General features: G+C 71.7%; 21 protein-coding genes. 17 read left to right on the plus strand and 4 right to left on the minus strand.

Annotated elements, in window-relative coordinates:
- The first annotated feature begins 136 nt into the window (after nt 1-136).
- The 3 genes from ACZ69Q_RS36030 to ACZ69Q_RS36040 all read left to right on the plus strand — a co-directional run bounded on the left by ACZ69Q_RS36030 (nt 137) and on the right by ACZ69Q_RS36040 (nt 3305).
- Nucleotides 137-1108 (plus strand): aldo/keto reductase, encoded by a 972-nt coding sequence (locus ACZ69Q_RS36030; protein WP_471050451.1) that lies wholly within the window; start codon nt 137-139, stop codon nt 1106-1108.
- A gap of 83 nt (nt 1109-1191) precedes the next feature.
- Nucleotides 1192-1743, plus strand: a complete 552-nt coding sequence (locus tag ACZ69Q_RS36035) for a TetR/AcrR family transcriptional regulator (RefSeq protein WP_471050453.1) — start codon at nt 1192-1194, stop codon at nt 1741-1743.
- Complete coding sequence (locus ACZ69Q_RS36040; RefSeq protein WP_471050456.1) at nt 1740-3305, plus strand: MFS transporter; 1566 nt, start codon at nt 1740-1742, stop codon at nt 3303-3305. Before ACZ69Q_RS36035 ends, ACZ69Q_RS36040 begins: the two co-directional genes overlap by 4 nt.
- Before the next feature lie 322 nt (nt 3306-3627).
- On the opposite strand, the gene ACZ69Q_RS36045 is transcribed toward ACZ69Q_RS36040, so the two are convergent.
- Nucleotides 3628-4302: a lysophospholipid acyltransferase family protein gene (locus ACZ69Q_RS36045; RefSeq protein ID WP_346182974.1), complete on the minus strand. Its 675-nt coding sequence runs from the start codon at nt 4300-4302 to the stop codon at nt 3628-3630.
- A 366-nt stretch (nt 4303-4668) separates the two neighbouring features.
- On the opposite strand from ACZ69Q_RS36045, the gene ACZ69Q_RS36050 reads away from it, so the two are divergent.
- The 3 genes from ACZ69Q_RS36050 to ACZ69Q_RS36060 all read left to right on the plus strand — a co-directional run bounded on the left by ACZ69Q_RS36050 (nt 4669) and on the right by ACZ69Q_RS36060 (nt 6962).
- The gene (locus ACZ69Q_RS36050; RefSeq protein WP_471050459.1) at nt 4669-5835 is read left to right on the plus strand and encodes a glycerophosphodiester phosphodiesterase; all 1167 of its coding nucleotides are present in this window, start codon (nt 4669-4671) and stop codon (nt 5833-5835) included.
- Nucleotides 5836-5909: 74 nt separating this feature from the next.
- Entirely contained in the window at nt 5910-6419 is a 510-nt protein-coding gene (locus tag ACZ69Q_RS36055; RefSeq protein ID WP_471050461.1) for an RNA polymerase sigma factor, read from the plus strand.
- A 45-nt stretch (nt 6420-6464) separates the two neighbouring features.
- Entirely contained in the window at nt 6465-6962 is a 498-nt protein-coding gene (locus ACZ69Q_RS36060; protein ID WP_471050463.1) for a GNAT family N-acetyltransferase, read from the plus strand.
- Nucleotides 6963-7032: 70 nt separating this feature from the next.
- Here ACZ69Q_RS36060 and ACZ69Q_RS36065 read toward each other — a convergent pair whose 3' ends face one another.
- Entirely contained in the window at nt 7033-7479 is a 447-nt protein-coding gene (locus ACZ69Q_RS36065) for a hypothetical protein (RefSeq protein WP_471050465.1), read from the minus strand.
- The gene (locus ACZ69Q_RS36070) at nt 7460-7819 is read right to left on the minus strand and encodes a hypothetical protein (protein ID WP_471050466.1); all 360 of its coding nucleotides are present in this window, start codon (nt 7817-7819) and stop codon (nt 7460-7462) included. The genes ACZ69Q_RS36065 and ACZ69Q_RS36070 overlap by 20 nt, the downstream gene beginning before the upstream one ends.
- 69 nt (nt 7820-7888) lie before the next feature.
- Between ACZ69Q_RS36070 and ACZ69Q_RS36075 the strand changes: the two genes are divergently transcribed.
- The 10 genes from ACZ69Q_RS36075 (at nt 7889) to ACZ69Q_RS36120 (ending at nt 21212) form a co-directional block, all read left to right on the plus strand.
- Nucleotides 7889-8536, plus strand: a complete 648-nt coding sequence (locus ACZ69Q_RS36075) for an HAD family hydrolase (protein ID WP_471050467.1) — start codon at nt 7889-7891, stop codon at nt 8534-8536.
- Between the two features lie 355 nt (nt 8537-8891).
- The gene (locus ACZ69Q_RS36080) at nt 8892-9926 is read left to right on the plus strand and encodes a methionine ABC transporter ATP-binding protein (RefSeq protein ID WP_471050469.1); all 1035 of its coding nucleotides are present in this window, start codon (nt 8892-8894) and stop codon (nt 9924-9926) included.
- Nucleotides 9923-10648 carry a methionine ABC transporter permease gene (locus tag ACZ69Q_RS36085; RefSeq protein ID WP_471050471.1) on the plus strand — a complete coding sequence of 242 codons (726 nt, stop codon included), beginning with the start codon at nt 9923-9925 and terminating at the stop codon, nt 10646-10648. Before ACZ69Q_RS36080 ends, ACZ69Q_RS36085 begins: the two co-directional genes overlap by 4 nt.
- Nucleotides 10649-10710: 62 nt before the next feature.
- Nucleotides 10711-11544 carry a MetQ/NlpA family ABC transporter substrate-binding protein gene (locus tag ACZ69Q_RS36090; RefSeq protein WP_471050473.1) on the plus strand — a complete coding sequence of 278 codons (834 nt, stop codon included), beginning with the start codon at nt 10711-10713 and terminating at the stop codon, nt 11542-11544.
- A 161-nt stretch (nt 11545-11705) separates the two neighbouring features.
- Entirely contained in the window at nt 11706-12344 is a 639-nt protein-coding gene (locus tag ACZ69Q_RS36095; RefSeq protein ID WP_471050476.1) for a GNAT family N-acetyltransferase, read from the plus strand.
- A 115-nt stretch (nt 12345-12459) separates the two neighbouring features.
- The gene (gene cbiE / locus ACZ69Q_RS36100) at nt 12460-13677 is read left to right on the plus strand and encodes a precorrin-6y C5,15-methyltransferase (decarboxylating) subunit CbiE (protein WP_471050478.1); all 1218 of its coding nucleotides are present in this window, start codon (nt 12460-12462) and stop codon (nt 13675-13677) included.
- 417 nt (nt 13678-14094) lie between these two features.
- Nucleotides 14095-18522 (plus strand): nicotinate-nucleotide--dimethylbenzimidazole phosphoribosyltransferase, encoded by a 4428-nt coding sequence (gene cobT, locus ACZ69Q_RS36105; protein WP_471050480.1) that lies wholly within the window; start codon nt 14095-14097, stop codon nt 18520-18522.
- A gap of 158 nt (nt 18523-18680) precedes the next feature.
- Nucleotides 18681-19922, plus strand: a complete 1242-nt coding sequence (gene cobA / locus ACZ69Q_RS36110) for a uroporphyrinogen-III C-methyltransferase (protein ID WP_471050482.1) — start codon at nt 18681-18683, stop codon at nt 19920-19922.
- 64 nt (nt 19923-19986) lie between these two features.
- On the plus strand, nt 19987-20805 hold the full coding sequence (locus tag ACZ69Q_RS36115) for a TrmH family RNA methyltransferase (RefSeq protein ID WP_471050483.1): 819 nt from the start codon (nt 19987-19989) through the stop codon (nt 20803-20805).
- Between the two features lie 11 nt (nt 20806-20816).
- A complete protein-coding gene (locus ACZ69Q_RS36120) occupies nt 20817-21212 on the plus strand; it encodes an NUDIX domain-containing protein (protein WP_471050486.1) in 396 nt (131 codons plus the stop codon).
- A 50-nt stretch (nt 21213-21262) separates the two neighbouring features.
- Here the strand turns inward: ACZ69Q_RS36120 and ACZ69Q_RS36125 are convergent, their stop codons facing one another.
- Nucleotides 21263-22696: a serine/threonine-protein kinase gene (locus ACZ69Q_RS36125; RefSeq protein WP_471050901.1), complete on the minus strand. Its 1434-nt coding sequence runs from the start codon at nt 22694-22696 to the stop codon at nt 21263-21265.
- A gap of 196 nt (nt 22697-22892) precedes the next feature.
- Here ACZ69Q_RS36125 and ACZ69Q_RS36130 point away from each other — a divergent pair, with 196 nt between their 5' ends.
- Nucleotides 22893-23180, plus strand: coding sequence for a hypothetical protein (locus tag ACZ69Q_RS36130; protein WP_471050489.1), 288 nt, complete (start codon nt 22893-22895; stop codon nt 23178-23180).
- Nucleotides 23181-23255 lie beyond the last annotated feature (75 nt).

Below are 23255 nucleotides of genomic sequence, written 5' to 3' on the forward strand. Positions count from 1 at the left end.
CGCGGGGAACCGCGCGACGAGCCGCACCGCAACCCGCAGCCGCCGAACCAACGCACGGACCGGGCTCTGAGGCGAAGGCCGTCGCGGGTTACGTTGGTCGCAAAGCCGCAAGGCAGCCGACCGAACGGAGCCCGCGATGCCCTTCGCCCGACTGGCAACAGCAACGACCCCGACCTGCCACATCGGACTCGGCCTCGCCGCAGTCGGCCGCCCCGGCTACATCAACCTCGGCCGAGACGCCGACCTCGGAGAGAACCGCAGCGTCGAAACGCTGCGCACCCGCACCCACGAACTCCTCGACGCCGCGTACGCCCAGGGCGTCCGCTACTTCGACGCCGCCCGCTCCTACGGCCGCTCGGAGGAGTTCCTCGCCGACTGGCTGCGCGCCCGCCCCGCGTTCGACGACATCGTCGTGGGCAGCAAATGGGGCTACACCTACACCGCCGACTGGACGACCGACGCCGACAAGCACGAGGTCAAGGACCACAGCCTGCAGACCTACGAGCGGCAGCGCGCCGAGTCCGACGCACTCCTCGGCGACCGGCTCGACCTCTACCAGATCCATTCGGTGACCCCTGACAGCCCCGCCCTCACCGACAAGGACCTGCACGCGAGGCTCGCCGAAGCGGCCGCCGGCGGCCTCACCGTCGGTTTCTCCACCAGCGGTCCCGCCCAGGCCGACGCCATCCGCGCCGCCCTCGCGGTGACCGTCGACGGCGAGCCCCTCTTCCGTACCGTCCAGTCGACGTACAACGCCCTGGAGACCTCGGCCGCCCCCGCGCTCGCCGAGGCGCACGAGGCCGGGCTCACCGTGATCGTCAAGGAGGGCATGGCCAACGGAAGGCTCGCGGACCCGTACGCACCGGACGCGCTCAAGGCCGTGGCGCGGGAGACCTCTCTGGGCTGTGACGCCGTCGCCCTCGCCCTGATCCTGCGACAGCCGTGGGCCGGCGTGGTCCTCTCCGGAGCCGCGACGACCGTTCAGCTCTCCTCCAACCTGCACGCCGCCGCCGTGGACCTCGACGAGGCCCAGTTGGAGCGGCTCGACGCCCTGGTCGAGGAGCCGGGCGCGTACTGGGAGCGGCGCGGGCAGTTGCCCTGGCACTGACGGGGAACCCCGCTGATCAGCGACTATGAGTCACGCATGCCCTATGTGAGACAACTGTGTCTCACATGGGCTACTCTTGTCTCATGGCCGTCGATCGTGATCACGTGCTGCGCACCGCCGCAGCCCTGCTGACCCGCAAAGCCACCGCGACCATGGACGAGGTCGCCAAGGCCGCCGGGATCAGCCGCGCCACCCTGCACCGGCAGTTCGCCGGGCGCGACGCGCTGGTGCGGGCGCTGGAGTCGCTGGGCATCGCCGAGTGCGAGGCCGCGCTGGACGCCGCCCGCCTGGACGAGGGAGCGGCACGCGACGCCGTGCACCGGCTGGTCCGCGAGATCGAGCCCTCGGCCGGACTGCTCGCCTTCCTCTACACGGAGAACCAGCTCTTCGAGGGCGAGCAGCAGAACGCGGGCTGGGCGCGCATCGACGAACGCATCGCCGCGCTCTTCCGACGCGGCCAGCAAAGCGGCGAGTTCCGCATCGACCTCAGCCCCCTGTGGCTCACCGAGGCGCTCTACGGCCTGCTCGGTTCGGGAGCCTGGGCGGTCGCCGAGGGCCGGGTCGCCCGCAACGACTTCACCCACATGATCGTCGAGCTGCTGCTCGGCGGCGCAATCCGGAGAGAGGAATCATGACCAGCACCCTGCAGCATGGGGGTCCCCCCTGCTCGAGCGAAGCCGAGAGCTTGGGGGAGACGACCGAGGCGGTGACGAAGCGCCCCGGTCGCTGGCTGGCGCTGTCCGTCCTCGTGCTCGCCGTGCTGCTGGTGGCCGTCGACGCGACCGTCCTCGGCCTTGCGACCCCCTACATCAGCGAGGACCTGAAGCCCTCCGGCAACCAGCTCCTGTGGATAGGCGACGTCTACTCCTTCGTGATCGCGGGTCTGCTCGTCTCGATGGGCAGCCTCGGCGACCGCATCGGCCGCAAGCGGATCCTGCTCGTCGGCGCCACGGCGTTCGGCGCGATATCCGTGCTCAACGCGTATGCGACGACACCGGAGATGATGATCGTCGCCCGGGCCCTGCTCGGTGTCGCGGGCGCGACCCTGATGCCGGCGACCCTCGCCCTGATCCGCAACCTCTTCCACGACCCGCGTGAGCGCAGCCTCGCCATCGGCATCTGGGGCGCGACCGCGTCCGCCGGTACGGCGGTCGGCCCGATCGTCGGCGGGTTCCTGCTCGAACACTTCTGGTGGGGCTCGGTCTTCCTGATCAACCTGCCGGTGATGGTGGTCCTGGTCCTCGTCGGCATCAAGCTGCTGCCCGAATCACGGAACCCGAGTCCCGGCCCGTGGGACCTCATCAGCGTCGTCCTGTCGCTCGTCGGCATGATCGCCGTCGTGTACGCCGTCAAGGAGGCGGCCTCCCACGGCTTCACATGGGTCACGCTCGCCACGGGCCTGCTCGGCGCGGGCGCGCTGTACGGCTTCGTACGCCGCCAGCTCACGCTTCCGACCCCGCTGCTGGACATGCGGCTGTTCCGCAGGCGCGGCTTCAGCGGCGCGGTCCTGGCCGACCTGCTGACCATCCTCGGCCTGTCCGGTCTGGTCTTCTTCCTCTCCCAGTTCCTGCAACTCGTGCAGGGCAGGGGTCCGTTCGAGGCGGGTCTCGCCGAACTGCCCGCCGCGATCGGCGCGGTCGTGGCGGGTCTGATCGCCGGTCGCGTCGCGCGCCGCTTCTCGGTTCGGGCCGTGGTCTCCGGCGGTCTCGCGGCGATCGGCCTCGCCCTGGCCGTGCTCACGGTGATCGACGGCTCCACGGGCTACCCGCTGCTCGGCGCGGCCCTTCTGGTCGTCGGCGTCGGCGCGGGCTTCTCCTTCACGGTGACGTCCGACGTGATCCTCTCCTCCGTACCGAAGGAGCAGGCGGGCGCGGCGTCCGCGGTGTCGGAGACGGCGTACGAGCTGGGTGCGGCGCTCGGCATCGCGGTGCTCGGCTCGATCGTGACCGGCGTCTACCGGGACTTCACCGGCCCGACGGGCACCCCGGCAGAGGCCCACGAGTCACTGGGCGGCGCGGTGGAGGCGGCGGCGGCCATGCCGGCGCAGACGTCCGAGGCGATGCTGGACGCGGCCCGCAGTTCATTCGTGGACGGCCTGGCGATCGCCGCAGGCGCGGGCGCGGCGGTCCTGCTGGCGGCGGCGGTGGCGGCATGGTTCCTCCTACGAGGCCAACGCCTGGAGAACGCCGCTTCGTAGCGGAGCACACGAACGGCGGGCCGCCGAAGGAGCGGCCCGCCCGAGTGGCGCCCCAAAGGGGCGCGGGGCTGTATCGATGTGCGGCTCCGCCGCGTGGGCGCGACAAGCCACGACGGCCCCGCAGCCGACCGACGACAGGCGGTCCCACGAACCGGCCGAACCAGCGGAGCTACACCGAGCGGCCCGCCTGAGCAGCGCCCCAAAGGGGCGCGGGGCTGTATCGATGTGCGGCTCCGCCGCGTGGGCGCGACAAGCCACAACGGACCCGCAGCCGACCGACAGCCGGCAGTCCCTCGAACCCCGGCCGGCCGAACCAGCGGAGCTACGCCGCTTCCTTGGCCTTGCTCGCGTACATGTCCACGTACTCCTGCCCCGACAGCCGCATGACCTCCGCCATCACGGAGTCGGTCACCGCCCGCAGCACATAGCGGTCCCGGTCCATGCCCTCGTACCGGGAGAACTCCATCGCCTCACCGAACCGCACCGTCACCTTGCGCGGCCGCGGCATGCCCGCCCCGCCCGGCTGGATCTTGTCCGTGCCGATCATGGCGAAGGGCACGACCGGCGCCCCGGTCATCAGGGTCAGGCGTGCGATGCCGGTGCGACCCCGGTACAGCCGCCCGTCGGGCGAGCGCGTGCCTTCGGGGTAGATGCCGAAGACCTGGCCCTCCTCCAGGATCCGGCGCCCGGTCATCAGCGCCGCGACGCCGCCCCGGCCGCCGTCCCGGTCGACCGGGATCATGCCGACGCCGGTGAAGAACCAGGCCATCAGGCGGCCCTTGAAGCCCTTGCCGGTGACGTACTCGTCCTTGCCGATGAACAGGACCTGACGGTCGCAGACCAGCGGAAGGATCATCGAGTCGATGAACGTGAGGTGGTTGCCGGCCAGGATGACCGGACCGTCGCCCGGGATGTGCTCCGCGCCTTCCACCTGTGGGCGGAACATCAGGCGCATGATCGGTCCGAGCACTGCCTTGATGAGCGCGAAGCGGGACAACGGGCCCTCCGGTGTCAAGGGATTCGTATAAGTCTGTGCAGGTGAGGACGATACTCGCGGTTCAGGGGATCCCGCACATCGGGTAGGCCGACTTCACCGAGGTCTTACTCGCCGTTGACGTACGTTTACCTGCGGTGACCCGCCGTCGACCGTCGGTAACACGGGAGCAATGATGTGACGGACATCGCTCACGGACACCCTGTGCGGGTGCCCAGCGGCTCCGCGATGAATCCGACGCGCCGTCACCTCGTCTTTCTCATGCGACATCCGGAGTCCCCCGCGAGTTACGCCCGAGGTCTCCCCCCTGTCATGGACGCGCACCTACGATCGGCCCGCATCGATGAGGAGAAGGCAGGAAGGGCGCTCATGGGAACCCAGGAGAACGAGCAGACGGCCGTGACCGGACGGCGGATGCTTCTCGGCGCGGCTGTGCTCGGCGCGGGCAGCGCGGTCCTCGGGCTGTCCGGTACGGCGAGGGCGGCGGAGGCCCGGCACGGGGGCGGCGGTGGAGTGAAGAGCCTGCCCAAGCCGACGATCATCGGCCACCGCGGCGCCAGCGGCTACCGGCCCGAGCACACCCTCGGCTCCTACCAGCTCGCCCTGGACATGGGTGCCGACATCGTCGAGGCGGGCGACCTGGTGCCCACCAAGGACGGCCATCTCGTCTGCCGGCACGAGCCGGAGATCGGCGGCACCACCGACGTCGCGGACCACCCCGAGTTCGCCGACCGCAAGAGGACGAAGTCCCTCGACGGCGTCGCCACCACCGGCTGGTTCACCGAGGACTTCACGCTCGCCGAGCTGAAGACCCTGCGCGCGACCGAGCGCATCCCGGCCAACCGCCCGCACAACACCCTCTACAACGGTCGCTGGGAGATCCCGACCTTCGAAGAGGTCCTGAGGTGGCAGGACGAGCAGACCCGCAAGCGCGGCAAGCAGGTCTGGATCTACCCCGAGCTCAAGCACCCCACCTACTTCCGCAAGCAGGGCCTCGCCCTGGAGGAGCGGCTCGCCAAGGTCCTGCACAAGTACGGCCGCGACAGGCGGAACTCGCCGGTCATCGTCCAGTCCTTCGAGCCGACCAGCATCCAGCGGCTGAACAAGCTGATCGACAACCCGCTGGTGGTCCTGCTCTCCGGCGCGACCACCCGCCCCTGGGACTTCGTCGAGACGGGTGACCCGCGTACCGTCGCCGACCTGATCAAGCCGGCCGGCCTCAGGGAGATCGCCTCCTACGCCCAGGGCATCGGCCCCACCCTGGACCTGGTCATCCCGAAGGACGCCGCCGGCAACCTCACCACGCCCACCACGCTGGTGGCGGACGCCCACAAGGTCGGCCTGATCCTGCACCCCTACACGATGCGCAACGAGAACCCCTTCCTCCCCGCGAACTTCCGCAAGGGCACCGACGCGGACGCCTACGGCGACGTCTTCGGCGCCTACAAGACGTACTTCGCGACGGGCATCGACGGTGTCTTCACCGACAACCCCGACACGGGCCTGCTGGCCCGCGAGGACTTCGTCAACGGCTGAGGCCCCCGCCCCGATTGGGGTGACCGTCGGCCGCCCGGGCAACCTCCTGCCCGGGCGGCCGCGTCGTGCCGCATATGACGCACGACCTGGTTGCCGCCCTGCGCCCACTGCTCGCCGCGGAGGCCCATGCCGAGGCACCCGCCTCCGGAGCGGAGCCGGGCGACCTGGAACAGGCGGTCTGGCTCCGCCTCCTGGAACGCCTCGACTCGGACGGTCCGCCCGTCGACCCGCAGGGCTGGCTGCGCAGGGCCGTTCGCTCCGAGGCCCGCCGCAGCCGCCGTACGACACGAAGGGAACAGCCCTACGACAGCGAGCCCGCCGCCGACTCCGACCGCCACGACCCGGAACACCTCGCCCTCGCCGCCGCCCGCCACCGGGCCCTGCGCGAAGCGGTCCGCCGGCTGCCCGGCCGCTGCCCCCGGCTCGTGGAGGCGCTCCTCTCCCCGAACGACCTGACATACCGGGAAATCGCGGGGGAGTTGGGTATCTCACAGGGCAGTCTCGGCCCGGAACGTTCCAGATGCCTGGGATGTCTGCGCAGATTGCTGACACCGGAGGTTGCGGCCCGCAGTGCGCGGGGATAGGAGTGAGGAACGACAGGCGATCAGGTGAGCGGGAGGCGTGCGCACATGGGCATGAGCGTGACCATTTCTGCGGCGACCGAGCAGGACGCGGAGCAGATCTTCAGGTTGCAGTACCTGTGCTTCCAGAGCGAAGCGGCGCTGTATGGCAACTACCGCATCGACCCGCTCGTTCAAACCCTGGACTCGGTCCGGGCCGAGGTGGTCGCGGACTGCGTCTTCGTGGCACGGCTCGGCGAGGAGGTGGTCGGCTCGGTGCGCGGCAGCGTCACCGCGGAAGGCGCCGCCGCCATCGGCAAGCTCTGCGTCCACCCCCGCCTCCAGGGCCACGGCATCGGCGCGAGGCTCCTGCGCGCGGCGGAAGCGGCCCTGACCGAGCAGCGTGGCGCCAAGAGGTTCCGCCTGGAGACCGGCCACCGCAGCGAGGGCAACCTCCGCCTGTACCGCAAGGTGGGCTACGAGGCGGTGGGCACGTCCAAGGGCGCCGACGGCGTCCCGATGATCGTCCTGGAGAAGGCAGCGGGGGCGTACGCGGCAACGGCGTGACGGCAACGCCCCCAAGGGGCGCGGGGAACTGCGCGACCAGCCACCACGGGCCCGCGGCCGCCTGACGAGCTCAGGCGGCACCCCCGTGCTGCGCACGTGCTTTCCGCAGCCAGTAGATCGCTGACAAGGGCAGCAGTACGGGGATGAAGAGGTACCCCATGCCGTAGTCCGACCATACGGTCGCGTCGGGGAACGCCGACGGCTCGACCAACGTCCACGTGCCGATCGTCAGCACGCCCAGCAACTCCGCGGCGCAGCACACCAGCGCCGCCCTGCGGGCCTTCTCGCCACCCCTGACGAGCGTGTACGTGATGAACCCGTACACCACCCCGGCCACTGCGGAGAGCGAGTACGCGAGCGGCGCCCGGTCGAACTCCGTCGCGATCTGGTACGCCGACCGCGACACGGCCCCGACGACCATCACGCCGTACAGCCACACCAGCAGCACCCCGGGTCCGCTGATCAGCCGCGTCGGCTCGTCCTCGGTCACGGCCACCTCAGCCTCCCCAGATGTCATAGAGCCGTACCTCCAGCACGGCCAGCACCACACCGCCGGCCGCGACCGTCACCGAGCCCCACTTGGACCGCTCGGCAAGCGACATGAAGCCCGCGGCCGGAACGCACGCGAACGCCCCCAGCAGATACGCCACGAAGATCGTCGTGCCCTGCTCCGGCTTCTCGCCCCGCGCCAGCAGCACGATCCCGACCACGAGCTGCACCAGGGCCAGCACCGTCACCACGGCCATCCCGATGAAGTGCCAGTCCTTGGTCGGCTGGTCACGGTAGGCCGCCCAGCCGCACCAGGCGGCGAGCAACAGCGCGGCGACCCCGGTCACCAGCGTCAGGGCATCAAACATGCGGCGAGCCTATTACGGTCCAAAAGGACTGATGAGGCCGCCCCCGGGCGGCACCGTAGGGTCGGGGACATGAAGATCCGTGCACAAGCCCTCCTGTTCGACAACGACGGCACCCTCGTCTCCTCCCTCGCCTCCGTGGACCGCTGCTGGGCGCGGTGGGCCGAGGATTACGGCATCACGGAGGAGTTCGGCAGGGTCGAGCTGCACGGACGTCCGGCCGTCGAGATAGTCGCCGAGCTGCTGCCCGCCGACGTCGTGCCGGAGGCCCTCGCGCGCATCGAGACGATGGAGGTCGAGGACGTACCGAACGACGGCGTGCAACTGCTGCCCGGCACCAAGACGTTCCTCGACTCGCTGCCCGCCGACCGCTGGGCCGTCGTCACCTCCGCCACCCGCCGCCTCGCCGAGGCCCGGCTCGACGCCGTCGGCATCCTCCCCAAGACGATGATCACCGCCGACGACATCACCCGCGGCAAGCCCGACCCCGAGCCCTACCTCCTCGCCGCCCGCGAACTGGGCGTCGACCCGGCCGACTGCGTCGTGTTCGAGGACGCCCCCGCCGGTCTCGCGGCCGGACGCGCCGCCGGCATGATCACCGTGGCGTTGACCACAACCCATCAGGCTCACGAGGTCGACGCCGACCTCGTCGTACCGGACCTCTCCGCCCTGTCCGCGCTGGTCAGCGCCGACGCCGTGGAGATCCTCCGCCGCGGCTGAGAGCTGTCCGCCGCTGTCCAGAATGCGGACAGCGGCGGCCGGTAAGGACCGTGAGTCTGGTTTACTGATCGCATGACCACGACGAGCGACCGCACCCTTGCGACCGAGGCGACCATGACGCCCGGTGCTCGTTGTATGTGTCGAATGTGCGCCTTCTAGAGGGCCCCCGCACCACTCCCTGAGCCGTGGGGGTCCCCCCGCTCGAGCGAAGCCGAGAGTGGGGGAGCCCCGAAGCAGCCGCCGTGGCATGTCCGTACGCCGTTCGCCGTACGTGACCACAGTGCCCGCGCACATCCTTCCTCCCGTACCGGGGCACACCCATGCCCGCGTACTCGACAGTGACGGAAAACCCCCAGTGATCACCACAACGGGCCTGACCAAGGTCTACCGCTCGCGCGGCCGAGAGGTCACCGCCCTCGACGGCGTCGATCTGCACGTCCGCGAAGGCGAGGTGTACGGCGTCATCGGCCAGTCCGGCGCCGGCAAGTCCTCGCTCATCCGCTGCGTCAACCTGCTGGAGCGCCCCACCGCCGGCACGGTGACCGTCGCCGGACAGGACCTCACCGCCCTCGCGGGCCGCGGTCCCCGGGCCGGCAAGGAACTGCGCCGGGCGCGCAGCCGTATCGGCATGGTCTTCCAGCACTTCAACCTGCTGTCCTCCCGGACGGTCCAGGACAACGTCGAGCTGCCGCTCGAAATCCTCGGCCAGTCGGGCAAGGAGCGCTCCCGCAAGGCGCTCGAACTGCTCGACCTCGTCGGACTCGCCGACAAGGCCAGGGCCTACCCTGCCCAGCTCTCCGGCGGCCAGAAGCAGCGCGTCGGCATCGCCCGCGCCTTGGCCGGCGACCCCAAGGTGCTGCTCTCCGACGAGGCCACCAGCGCTCTCGACCCGGAGACGACCCGCTCCATCCTCAAGCTGCTGCGCGACCTCAACCGGCAGCTCGGCCTGACCGTCCTGCTCATCACCCACGAGATGGACGTCGTGAAGTCGATCTGCGACTCGGCCGCGCTGATGGAGAACGGCCGCATCGTCGAGTCCGGCACGGTCAGCGAACTGCTCGCCACCCCCGGCTCGGAACTCGCCTCCGCGCTCTTCCCGGTGGGCGGCGAGGCATCCGGCGACGACCGCACCGTCGTCGACGTCACCTTCCACGGCGAGGCCGCCACCCAGCCGGTCATCTCCCAGCTCTCGCGCACCTACAACATCGACATCTCGATCCTCGGCGCCGCCATCGACACCGTCGGCGGCCTCCAGGTCGGCCGGATGCGCATCGAACTGCCGGGCCGCTACGAGGACAACGTCGTGCCGATCGGCTTCCTGCGCGAACAGGGCCTGCAGATCGACGTACTGGGCCAGGAGCCCGTTCTGCTGAAGGAAGGTGCCAAGTGACCTGGGCCGAGATGCAGCCCCTGCTGGAGCAGGCGTGTTGGGACACCCTCTACATGGTCGGCTGGTCCACCCTGATCGCCGTCGTCGGCGGTCTCCCGCTCGGCATCCTCCTGGTCCTCACGGACCGGGGCGGCCTGCTCCAGAACGTCCTCGCGAACAAGGTCATCGGGCAGATCGTGAACGTAGCCCGGTCCATGCCGTTCATCATCCTGATGGTCGCGCTGATGAGCTTCACGCGGTGGGTCACCGGCACGACCATCGGCCGCGAGGCCGCCATCGTGCCCCTGGCCATCGGCGCCATCCCGTTCTTCGCGCGCCTGGTCGAGACGGCTGTCCGCGAAGTGGACGGCGGCCTCGTCGAGGCCGTGCAGTCGATGGGCGGCAACACCTGGACCATCGTGCGCAAGGTTCTCGTGCCCGAGTCCCTGCCGTCCGTCATCGCCAGCACCACGACCACGATCGTCGCCCTCATCGGCTACTCGGCCATGGCCGGCACGGTCGGCGCGGGCGGCCTCGGCGACATCGCCATCCGCTACGGCTTCCAGCGCTTCGAGACCGAGCTGATGTGGATCACCGTCGCGATCCTCGCCGTCGTCATCTCCCTCATCCAGTCAGCCGGCGACTACGCGGCCCGCTCCCTGCACCGCCGCGGCGGCCAGTCGGGCCCGGCGCCGAAGCTGCGGCTGCTGAAGGCCTCCACGGCCACCAGCAAGACCGTCTGACCCCCAGAACTCCCCGTAACACCACCACGGGGTTGCACCACCATTAAGGAAAGGCACTTTTCGTGCGTAACACCGCCAAGATCACCACTGCCGTCCTCGCCGCCGGAGCCCTCACCCTCGGACTCTCCGCCTGCGGCTCGGACAAGGACTCCGGTTCCGACGCGAGCGCCCCGCTGAAGGTCGCCGCCACGCCGACCCCGCAGGGCGAGATCCTCACCTACATCAAGGACAACCTCGCGAAGAAGGCCGGCCTCGAACTCGAGGTCAAGGAGTTCACCGACTACGTGACGCCGAACACGGCCGTCCAGCAGGGTGAGGTCGACGCCAACTACTTCCAGCACCAGCCGTACCTGGACGACTTCAACAAGAAGAACGGCACCGACATCGTCGCCGTGCCGAACGCCACGGTGCACCTGGAGCCGCTCGGCGTGTACTCCCAGGGCGTCAAGAAGCTGACGGACCTGAAGAAGGGCGCCACCGTCGCCCTGCCGAACGACACCACCAACGAGGCCCGCGCGCTCAAGCTGCTCGAAGCCAACGGCGTGATCAAGCTCAAGGCGGGCGTCGGCTACGAAGCGACCCCGAAGGACATCGCCTCCAACCCGAAGAACCTTCAGTTCAAGGAGCTGGAGGCGGCCCAACTGCCGCGCTCTCTCAGCGACGTCGACGCCGCGGTCATCAACGGCAACTACGCGCTCGAGGCCGACCTCAGCCCGGCCAAGAACGCCCTCGCCGCCGAGTCGCCCAAGGACAACCCCTACGGCAACTTCCTCGCCGTGAAGAAGGGCAACGAGGACGACCCGCGCGTCGAGAAGCTCGCCAAGCTGCTGACCTCGCCCGAGGTGAAGAAGTTCATCGCGGACAAGTACGACGGCGCGGTCGTCGCGGCGTTCTAAGAGGTCAACCGGTATCTGACGGTGCGTTTGACGCGTATCGCCACGCACGGGGTCCACTCCTTCACTTGGTGTGGGCCCCGTGGTGCAGTTCAGTGCTTTCATGCTGCATGCTGGGCAGTTCAGCAGGCCTTGAACGTTCGTCGAAGGTTACGGAGCGTCGCATGACTAGCACCTTCCCCAACATCTCCATCAGCACGGAGCGGTTGGTGCTGCGTCCCCTCGACGAGGACGACGTGCCCGCGCTCGCCGAGATGATGAACGACGAACAGGTCGGCGCCTGGACCGACGTCCCGCAGCCCTTCACCGAGGAGGGCGCCCGCACCTGGATCGCCGAGTACGCCCCGACGGAGCGAGAGTCCGGCCGCGGACTCGACCTCGCCGTCACCGAGTTCCTCACCCAGCGCCTGGTCGGCGTCGTCCAACTGACGAAGACGAACTGGCATGTGCGCGCCACCGAGTTGTCGTACATCGTCGCCCCCTGGGCCCGCGGCGAGGGCTACGCCTCCGAGGCCGCTCTCGCCACCGCCCAATGGCTGTTCACCGACCAGAAGTTCGAGCGCATCGAGCTGCGCACGGCCGCCGACAACACCGCCTCCCAGCAGGTCGCCCAGAAGATCGGCTGCATCAGCGAGGGCGTCCTGCGGGGCGCGTGCATAGCGCACGTCCGCACGGACGACGGCACCTGGGCCGACGTACGCACCGACTTCATCGTGTGGAGCCTGCTGCCGGAGGACCTCGATGGCGCCGGGGACCAACTGGCCGACAGCGGCGGCTTCACCTCCTTCGGCGAGTGGAACTGACGAAAAACGAACCCACCGGCACGAGCGGTGCCGAACCGGCGACCAGGTACCCTCACGGAGCCTGCCCCTCGGGACGCCCCATGACGACCTGCGAAAACCCTGGAGACTGACGACGATGGCCGACCGCGTCACGGTGATCGGCTGGGACGGCTCGCCGCTGACCGCCGCGGCCCGCTCCGCCCTGGGCGCCGCCACGCTCGTGGCCGGTGCCGCCCACCACCTGGCGCTCCCCGAGGTGCCGCCCAACGCCGAGCGCATCCGCCTCGGCAGCGTCGCCCTCGCCGCCCGCCGCATCGCCGGTCATCGAGGCACGGCGGTGGTGTTCGCCGACGGCGACCCCGGCTTCTTCGGCGTCGTACGGACCCTGCGCGCGCCCGAATTCGGCCTGGAGGTCGAGGTCGTGCCCGGCGTCTCCTCGGTCGCCGCCGCCTTCGCCCGCGCCGGCATGCCGTGGGACGACGCGCAGGTGGTCGTCGCACACCCCCGCACCCTGCGACGCGCGGTGAATGTGTGCCGCGCCCACACCAAGGTCGCCGTCCTCACCTCACCCGGCGCGGGCCCGGCCGAACTCGGCCTGCTCCTTGAAGGCGTCCACCGAACCTTCGTGATCTGCGAGGAACTGGGCACCGACCGGGAACAGGTCACCGTCGTCACCTCCGACAAGGCCGCCGACCACACCTGGCGCGACCCGAACGTCGTCATCGTCATCGGCGGCCCGGTCGGCGCCACGGAAGGCGGTGGCTGGATCACCGGACGCGACCCGGGCGCGGGACCGCGCGGCCGGACGCTGCCCGCGGAGTCCTACGGCGGGCTCATGAGTGAGAGCGAACTCGAACCGCTGCGCGCCGCCCAACTCGCCCGGCTCGGCCCGCGCGTCGGCGACCTCGTGTGGGACATCGGCTGTGCCAGCGGCGCCTTCGCCACCGAGGCCGCCCGGGCCGGCGCCGCCGTCATCGCCGTCGACCGCGACCCGCAGGCCTGCACCCGCACCGAGGCCAACGCGCGTGCCTTCGGGGTCCAGCTCCAGATCGTCCACGGCGCCGCCCCGCACGTCCTGGAGAACCTCCCCGAGCCGGACGTCGTCCGTGTAGGCGGCGGGGGAGCGGCCGTCGTCTCCGCCGTCGCCGACCGGCGCCCGCAGTGCATCGTCACGCACGCCGCGACCCGCGACGACGCCGAACTCATCGGCCGCGGCCTCACCGAACACGGCTACGACGTCGAGTGCTCCCTCCTCCAGTCCGTCGAACTCGACACACGGGCCTGGACGGAGCGCGAGCGCAGTGTCGCCTTCCTGCTCACCGGGCAGTTGGGACCGCGCTCAGCGCCTCGTTGAGGAACGGCGGTCGGGCGACGGGCGGACACCGGCCGATCGCACGGCGTGACCGTCCACCCGTCCCCGTGATCCTGTTGTCGTACCGCGCGCGGTAGGCTGGCCGATCGTTGTACCGCACTCGGTCGCCCGGCACTTCGTCGGTCAATGTCCGGAAAAACATGCCCCGTTTGGGGTGGGTGTGGTACGGCGAAACCGGAGGACGCGCAACGTGGCGCAGTCCACATCGGCCTGTCGCGGATCAAGCTGTCGCGACGGACGAATGACCACGACAATGCCACTCAATGGCTTTGTCGCCTTTTTGGGACGGGTCGTTCGTGCCGCTGGGCAAGCACGCTCGTTCTTCACTGCGGGGGCGGTCGGTGCGCCGTTCCCGGTGAGCTGGTCGTATAAGCACTAACCGATGGGCGAGGGGTACGCATGACCGACACCGGCCAGGTCCCGGGCGAGGGACTGCCGGAGAGCGCAGGCACGGTGGAGCAGCCGGGCGCCCCCGCGGCGCACGGTACGTACACCTACCTCTCCGAGACCACCGCCGAGGACGAAGACCTGCTGATGCCGGGCACCCAGGGTGCCTGGGGCAACGAGGTCGTCCCGCCCACGCCGGAACCGGTCGTCGAGGCCCTGCACGAGCCGGGCCCGCACGAGATGTCCGGCCGCGACAGCGGTTCGGTCGACCTCACCGGCGTCCGCCTCCCCGGCCCGACGGCTCCCACGTCGCCGATCCCGCCGATCACCCCGCGCCGCCCCCTGCACCTCGGGCCGCCCATCCCGGACGCCTCCGCCAGCCCGGTCCGCTCCCTCGCCGACCGCGGTGCCGTCGGCACACCGGTCCGCCAGGCCGGCGCGGTCCCGTCGGGCCCCGAATACCCCGACGCCACGGTCCCGCAGCCCGCGGCGCCCTGGGGCGCCCCCGGCCAGGCTCCGGTCCCCGGACGGTCGGGCGCCGAGGCGTCGGCTGCCGAAACGGTTGTTCCCACCGAGCAGCCCGTCGGCGTGGCACAGGCGGCGGTGGCTCGGGTCGCCGCGCCCGCTCCGCAGGAGAGCATGTACGCCGGACAGGAGCCGTCGGCCGTCGACGTCTCGCCGGTCGCCGAGGCGGTGCCCGGTCAGGACGGCGCACAGGGGCCGGTGGCCTCGGGTGCCGCGGAGGTCGCCGGGGGCGGGGCTGTCCCGGGTGCCGGCGAGGGTGCGGGGGTTGTGCCCGCTTCTGGGGGTGACCCGGTCGCGCCTGTCGCAGGTGGTGGCGAGTCCCCGGCCGCCGACGCCGCGCCGGTGAGCGTGGCCGTGCCGGCTGGTGGGCCCATGCCCGGCGGGGACGGCGGACAGGTTCCGGGCGCTGGTGAGGCGTCGGAGGGTGGAGCTGGGATCGGGCAGGTTCCGGTCGGTGCCGAGGGCGCCGAGGGTGCCGAGGCCGCTGGGGTTGCCGAGGTTCCTGGGACTCCGGAGGCTGCCGAGCCGCTCGTGTCCGGGGAGGCGCCCGTCGGCGAGGCCGTTGCGGTCACCGAGGCGGCGCAGGTCGCTGAAGGCTCCATGCCTGAGGTCGCCCAGCCTTCCGAGGCGCCCGCGGCCGAGGCGGCCGCGGTTTCCGGCGACGCGGTCGCTGATGCCGGCCAGGTTGCCGAAGGCGCTGCCGGGGATATCGCTCAGGTCGCTGAAGCCCCTGCTGCTGAGACCGCCCCGGTTGCTGAAGCTCCCGCCGCTGAGGCCGACCACATGGCCGACGCCCTCGCCCCGCAGAGCCAGCCGCTTCCCGAGGCTTATGCCCCTGACGCCCAGGCTCCCGGCGCGCTCGCTCCCGAGGCCGCCCAGGTTCCCGGCGCCTCCGCTCCGGAAGCGCAGGTCCCCGGCACCCTCGCTCCGGAAGCCGCGCAGGTTCCCGGCGCCCTCACCCCCGACGCCGCGCAGGTCCCCGGCACCCTCACCCCCGAGGCCGCCCAGGCGCCCGACGCCGTAGCCCCCGTATCCGCCGAGGCCCCCGCGCAGCTCGCCGAGCCTCTCGCCCCGCAGGCCGTTTCCTCTCCCGAGGCAGCGCTGCCGCCCGAGGCCGCTCAGTTCCCGGAGGCCGCGCAGGCTCCCGAAGCCGCTCAGTTCCCGGAGGCCGCCCAGGCTCCCGAAGCAGCTCAGCACCCCGAGGCCGGCCAGGCCCTCCCGGATGCCTCTCAGGCCCTCCACCTCGCGGACGCGGAGCAGGTCGCACCGGCCCCGCAGCCGGCCGACGCCGGTGCCACGCCCGCCGACGGCGCCCCCGCGGTCGTAGCCGCCGAAGCGACGGCCCCGCAGCCCACGGACGCGGACCAGCCCGCCCAGCAGGGCGACCCCGTCGCTCCGGTCGAGCTGCCGGCTCAGGAGCCGCAGCAGGCGCAGGCACCCGAAGCCGTCCCGAACCCCGACCTCGCGCAGGCCCAGCAACTGCCGGCGCAGGACGGCGTTCCGGTGAACTGCGACGCCGACGCCCTGGCACAGGCCGCGGCCGCCGGCGCGCCGGCCGCCGAAACGGAAGCCCTCGTGGAGGATCCCGCGCCCGCCGCGGACCCGGCAGTCGCCGTCGCCCCGTCGGCCCCCCTCCCCGACGCCCCGCAGACCCAGGACGGCGTCGCCGAGCCGGTCGTGACTCCGCAGCCGCTCGCCGCAGCCGTCGTCCCGGATGCCGCCGAATCCCACGCGGCCCCGGTGGAGGGCGTACCGGCCGAGACTCCCGAGGCGTTCGTCGCCCAACCCGCAGGACCGCAGCTCCGGACCCAGGCCCACCCCGTGCAGCTCGCCGACCCGGCGCAACCGGCCGTCGAGCCCACCGCGCCCGGCGAGGCCGTCGCCGTTCTGCCGGGCGGCATCCCCCAGGGGCTCGCACCCGATCAGTCCCTGGGCCAGTTCGTGCAGGTCGAGGGCTCGGTGCCGACCACCCCGCACCTCGCCCCGACCCCGCCGCAGCCGATCGTGCTGCCGGTGGCGGAGGGGCCGGGCCCCGTCGCCACGGTGCCCGCACCCCGCGACGGCGACCCCGAACTCGTACAGCACGCGGAGGACCTGGACACCAGGGCCGCCGATCAGGAAGACCAGGAAGAGCAGGCGGAAGAGAGCACGGCCGTGGTCGAGGAAACACGACAGCCCGCCGGTCCGGCGGCGCCCGCCTACGACGACGCCGAACGCGAGGCCGTCCTCAAGGTCATGCGCGAGCGCCGCGACATCCGCAACGGCTTCCGCAGCGACCCGATCCCGCACGAGGTACTGCTCCGGGTCCTGGAGGCCGCCCACACGGCGCCCTCCGTCGGGCACTCGCAACCCTGGGACTTCGTCGTCATCCGCTCCGCGGACACCCGGCGCACCATGCACGAGCTGGCGATGCGCCAGCGCGACGCGTACGCCAAGTCCCTCCCCAAGGGCCGCGCGAAGCAGTTCAAGGAACTGAAGATCGAGGCCATCCTCGACACCCCGGTGAACATCGTCGTCACCGCCGACCCGACCCGCGGCGGCCGCCACACCCTCGGCCGGCACACCCAGCCGCAGATGGCGCCGTACTCCGCCGCGCTCGCGGTCGAGAACCTCTGGCTCGCCGCGCGCGCCGAGGGCCTCGGCGTCGGCTGGGTCAGCTTCTTCGACGAGCGTGAGATGGTCCGCACGCTGGGGCTGCCCGAGCACCTGGAGGTCATCGCCTACCTGTGCGTGGGCTACGTCGACGAGTTCCCGGACGAGCCCGAGCTGCTTCAGGCCGGCTGGTCCAAGCGCCGCCCGCTGTCCTGGGTCGTGCACGAGGAGACGTACGGCCGCCGTGCCCTGCCCGGCGAGGAGCCGCACGACCTGCTCGCCGAGACTGTCGCCCAGATCCGCCCGCTGGACGCCAAGGCGCTCGGCGAGGCCTGGGAGCGGCAGAAGCGGATGACGAAGCCGGCCGGCGCGCTCGGCATGCTGGAGATCATCTCCGCGCAGCTCTCCGGGCTCTCGCGCCAGTGTCCGCCGCCGATCCCGGAGCCCGCGGCCGTCGCGATCTTCGCCGGTGACCACGGCGTGCACGCCCAGGGCGTCACCCCCTGGCCGCAGGAGGTGACGGCCCAGATGGTCGCCAACTTCCTCGGCGGCGGCGCGGTCTGCAACGCCTTCGCAGGCCAGGTGGGCGCCGAGGTGTGCGTCGTCGACGTCGGTGTCGCGGCCGACCTCCCGGCCACCCCGGGCCTGCTGCCCCGCAAGGTCCGCGCGGGCACCTCGGACATGACGACCGGCCCCGCGATGACCCGCGAGGAGGCCAAGCAGGCCATCGAGGTCGGCATCGAGACCGCCCGCGACCTGGTGGCCGCCGGCAACAAGGCGCTGCTGACCGGCGAGATGGGCATCGCCAACACGACCGCGTCGGCCGCCCTGATCTCCGTCTTCACGGGCGCGGATGCCGCCGAGGTCACCGGCCGCGGCACCGGCATCAACGACGAGACGCTGGCCCGCAAGACCGAGGTCGTGCGCCGCGCGATCGAGGTCCACCAGCCCGACCCGGCCGACCCCATCGGTGTCCTCGCCGCGATCGGCGGCTTCGAACACGCCGCGCTCGTCGGCCTCCTGCTGGGCGGCGCGTCGCTGCGTACGCCGGTGATCCTCGACGGCGTCAGCGCCGGTGCCGCCGCCCTGGTGGCCCGCGCCATCGCCCCCGAGGTCCTCGCGGCATGCATCGCGGGCCACCGCAGCGCCGAGCCCGGCCACGTGGCCGCCCTCAACAAGCTGGGCCTGCGCCCCCTGGTCGACCTCGACCTCCGCCTCGGCGAAGGCACGGGCGCCCTGCTCGCGCTGCCGCTGGTGCAGAGCACCGCGAGGGCGATGCACGAGGTGGCGACCTTCGACTCGGCCGGGGTCACCGAGAAGTAGCCGCGTGACTGGGGACCCGGGGGAGTGCAACCCCGGGTCCCCAGTCACGTCGCCACGGTCGCCCAGCCACCGGACACCCGAACCGTCAGAACCGCCGGCAGCATAAAATCCGCACGTCAGGGCATCGCACCGCCGCCGCAAAAGGGAGCCGCACCCTCATGGCCGTAAACCCCGCCTACCCCGTAGGCCTCCGCCTCACCGGCCGCCGGGTCGTCGTCCTCGGCGGCGGGCAAGTGGCCCAGCGCCGCCTCCCGGCCCTCGTCGCGGCGGGCGCCGACGTCCACCTCGTGTCACCCGAGGCGACCCCGTCGGTCGAGGCGATGGTGGACGCGGGCGAGGTCACCTGGCACCGGCGCCGCTACCAGGACGGCGACCTCGCGGACGCCTGGTACGCCCTGATCGCCACCAGCGACCACGAGGCCAACACCGCCGCCTCAGCCGAGGCCGAGCGCCACCGCGTGTGGTGCGTCCGCTCCGACGACGCCGACGCGGCCACCGCCTGGACCCCGGCCACCGGCCACAGCGAGGGCGTCACGGTCGCCGTCCTCACCACCGACGCACGCGGGCGCGACCCCCGCCACACCGCCGCCATCCGCGACGCGGTCGTCGAGGGCCTGCGCGACGGCACGCTCGTCGCCCCGCACCACCGCACCCGCACCGCCGGCGTCGCCCTCGTCGGCGGCGGCCCCGGTGACCCGGACCTGATCACCGTGCGCGGCCGCCGCCTGCTCGCCGAGGCCGACGTCGTCATCACCGACCACCTGGGCCCGCGCGACCTGCTCGCCGAACTGCCCTCCAGCGTCGAGGTGATCGACGCGGCGAAGCTGCCGTACGGCCGTTTCATGGCCCAGGAGGCCATCAACAACGCCCTGATCGAGCACGCCAAGCAGGGCAAGTCGGTGGTCCGCCTCAAGGGCGGCGACCCCTTCGTCTACGGCCGTGGCATGGAGGAGGTCCAGGCGCTGGCCGAGGCCGGCGTCCCGTGCACGGTCGTGCCCGGCATCTCCAGTTCGATCTCGGTCCCGGGCGCCGCCGGCATCCCGGTCACCCACCGGGGCGTCGCCCATGAGTTCACCGTGGTCAGCGGCCATATCGCCCCCGACGACGAGCGCTCCCTGGTCGACTGGCCCTCGCTCGCCAAGCTGACCGGCACGCTGGTCATCCTCATGGGCGTCGGCACGATCGGGAAGGTCGCCGAGACCCTCATCGCCCACGGCAAGTCCCCGGACACGCCCGTCGCCCTGGTCCAGGAGGGCACCACGGCCGCTCAGCGCCGGGTCGACGCGACTCTCGCGACGGCGAGCCAGGCGGTGCTCGACCATGAGGTGAAGCCGCCGGCGGTCATCGTCATCGGCGACGTCGTGCACGTGGGACCGAGCGGACCGAACCCTTCCGCGTAACCGCGGGTAACCCAACCCGTACCGAACCGTTGGCACCACACCCAGGACAAGGCAGTATCACCCTGTGGCCGATCTCATCACCGTCGATGACCCCACCGACCCGCGCCTGCGCGACTACACGGGCCTGACCGACGTCGAACTGCGCCGCAAGCGCGAACCGGCCGAGGGCCTGTTCATCGCCGAGGGCGAGAAGGTCATCAGACGGGCGAAGGAAGCCGGCTACGAGATGCGGTCGATGCTGCTGTCCGCCAAGTGGGTCGATGTCATGCGCGACGTCATCGACGAGCTCCCGGCCCCGGTGTACGCGGTCAGCCCGGACCTCGCCGAGCAGGTCACCGGCTATCACGTGCACCGCGGCGCGCTCGCCTCCATGCAGCGCAAGCCGCTGCCGACGGCGACCGAACTGCTCCAGACCGCCCGCCGCGTGGTGGTCATGGAGTCGGTCAACGACCACACCAACATCGGCGCCATATTCCGCTCCGCGGCCGCCCTCGGCATGGACGCGGTCCTGCTCTCGCCGGACTGCGCGGACCCGCTGTACCGCCGGAGCGTGAAGGTCTCCATGGGCGCGGTGTTCTCCGTGCCGTACGCCCGGCTCGACACCTGGCCCAAGGGCCTCGAATCGGTCCGCGAGGCCGGCTTCACCCTCCTCGCCCTCACCCCCGACGAGAAGGCCAAGACCCTCGACGAGGCCGCCCCGCACCGCATGGACAGGGTCGCGCTGATGCTCGGCGCCGAGGGCGACGGCCTCTCCACCCAGGCCCTGGTCGCCGCCGACGAATGGGTCCGCATCCCGATGGCCCACGGAGTCGACTCCCTCAACGTCGGCGCGGCCGCCGCGGTCGCCTTCTACGCGGTGGCCACCGGCCGCCCCCAGCTCTAGGGAGTCCGCCGTTGAGCCGGGGTGAGGCGATCGTCGCGGTCCTCCTCCGCGCGGGTCGCGTCCTCGCCATCCGCCGCGGCCCCGCCGTCGCACGCCCCGGCTACTGGCAACCCGTCAGCGGCAGGATCGAGCCGGGGGAGACCCAGCGGGACGCCGTCGTCCGGGAGGTCCGCGAGGAGGTCGGCCTCACCGTCGTACCGCTGGCCAAGGTGTGGGAGTCGGAGACCGACGACGGCAGCTTCCGCCTGCACTGGTGGACGGCGCGGGCCGAGACGGGCGACGTGGTGCCCGACCCGGACGAGGTCGGCGAGGCCCGCTGGGTCACACCGCAGGAGTTCCTGTCCCTGACCCCGGTCTTCGAGGGCGACCGGGAGTTCTTCGAACGGATCCTGCCGGCGTTCCTCTGACGCCGTTCACTGCGCGCAAGCCCCCCGAACCGGCGCCCGCGCCGGAACTCCTATTCAGGAATCTCCAGCGTCGAGTCGTATTGCTCGGACATCGGCTCCTCGTCCAGCGGCTCGTAGTCCGGCTCCACCTGCTCCTGCTGCGGACGCACGACATCCCCGCCGCCGCTCCCGTCCCCGCCGAGCCCGCGGTCCGGCCCCTGGCAGCCCTGGGCCGCCGCGATGCCGAGCGCCACGAGCAGCGTCACCACGACGAACACGAACAGCCGCTGCCGGAGCAACTGAGGGTTGGCGGGCCGCCGCCCCGTCCCCGTGTTCCGGGGAGCCGGACGACCGTTGCCGCCGCGCGGGGCGGGCCGGCCGCCGCTGGGCGAGCGGGGCGTGGTGCGGGGACCGGGCATCGGCCGGGCCCCGGGGCGGGCCGACGTCGTACCGCTCTGCGGACCGCCGGGGCTCCTGGGCGGCGGGGCCGTGTCGCGCGCGGGGCCCGGTACGCGGGGAGTGCCATTGCCCCGCGGCATGGCGGTGCCGCGGGGCGGGGGAGTGCCCTGCGTTCGACGCTGGGCACGCTGCTGGTCGGCGTAGGTGTCGGCGAGTTTCCCGGTCGGCCGGTCCGACTCCGGGGACCGCTGGGCAGGCGGGCGTACGTCCGCGAAGCCCTGCGCCTCCCGGGCGGCGATCTCCTTCAGACGCAGCGAGAGCTGAAGGGTGCTGGGCCGGTCCTCCGGGTCCTTCGCCAGGCACGCCCGCACCAGCGGGGACAGCGCGTCCGGTACGCCGTGCAGTTGCGCCTCCTCGTGCACGACGCGGTACAGCATCACCTCGGAACTGCCGTGCCCGAACGGTGAGTCGCCCATCGACGCGTACGCGAGCGTGGCGCCCAGGGAGAACACGTCCGTGGCCGGGGTGACGGCGGCGCCGCGCACCTGCTCCGGGGCGAGGAAGCCGGGCGAGCCGACCGCCGTGCCCACATGGGTGAGGGTCGAGGCCCCCGTGGCCCAGGCGATGCCGAAGTCGATGATCCTCGGCCCCTTGGGGGACAGCAGGATGTTGGAAGGCTTCAGATCCCGGTGCACGACACCGGCCTCGTGGACGGCGACCAGCCCTTCGCTCAGGGCGGCCCCGACGGCGGCGACCTCCGCGGCGCCGAGCGGGCCCTCGCCGGCGACCTTGTCGTGCAGGGACGGGCCGGGCACGTACTGCGTGGCGAACCAGGGGCGTTCCGCTTCAAGATCGGCGGCCACGAGCCGTGCCGTACAGCCGCCGCGAATCCGCCGTGCCGCCGAGACCTCACGCGCGAAGCGCGAGCGGAACTCCTGATCCTCCGCCAGATCGGGCCGGATCACCTTGAGCGCGACCCGCTGACCCTTCTTGTCGGAGCCCAGGTAGACGACGCCCATACCGCCCGCGCCGAGCCGTCTGTGAAGCCTGAACGAGCCGACGACGCGCGGGTCCTCGCGCCTCAGGCGCATCATCGCCATGTTCATCCCCGCTGCCCGGTCCGTCTGACGAGCCACAGCTTACGTTTCCGTGGGCCGCCGTGCGCAGAGGCCGCGCCCTCTCGGCCCGACGGATTGTCAGTGGTGGGTGGGAGACTTGAAGGGTGGTCAGAGGGTGGGTGAGCAGGGCGACTTAGCCGCAGGGGTGCCCACAACCACCCGTGACAGAAGGGGGATTGGGCCCGTGAAGGGTGATCGCGTGGAGATAGTCGTGGACGCCGGGGACACGACGCGCACGTATGAGGTGGTGGCGAGCAGGGCGGGCCGCAGGGTGGAGACGGCGGTGCGTCGAGGTGTCGTGGAAGTGAGCGAAGTCACCCGAAGCGGATCCGTGGTGCGTACGGCCCGCTTCATGGCGAACCGGGTCCTCGCGCTGGTCGAGCAGCCGATCCCGAGGGAGGACAGCTCGGAGAGGAGTCATGACAAAGCGGGGCATGCCGGGCGTCCCCTCGGGGAAGACCCCGAGACCTAGGACCTCGTCTCCACCCAGGGGAGTACTCCGCAGGTCATGGCTCATCCTCCGGGAGGCCCGCCAATCGGTACGAGG

The sequence above is a fragment of the Streptomyces sp. NPDC036764 genome (genome assembly GCF_055609385.1).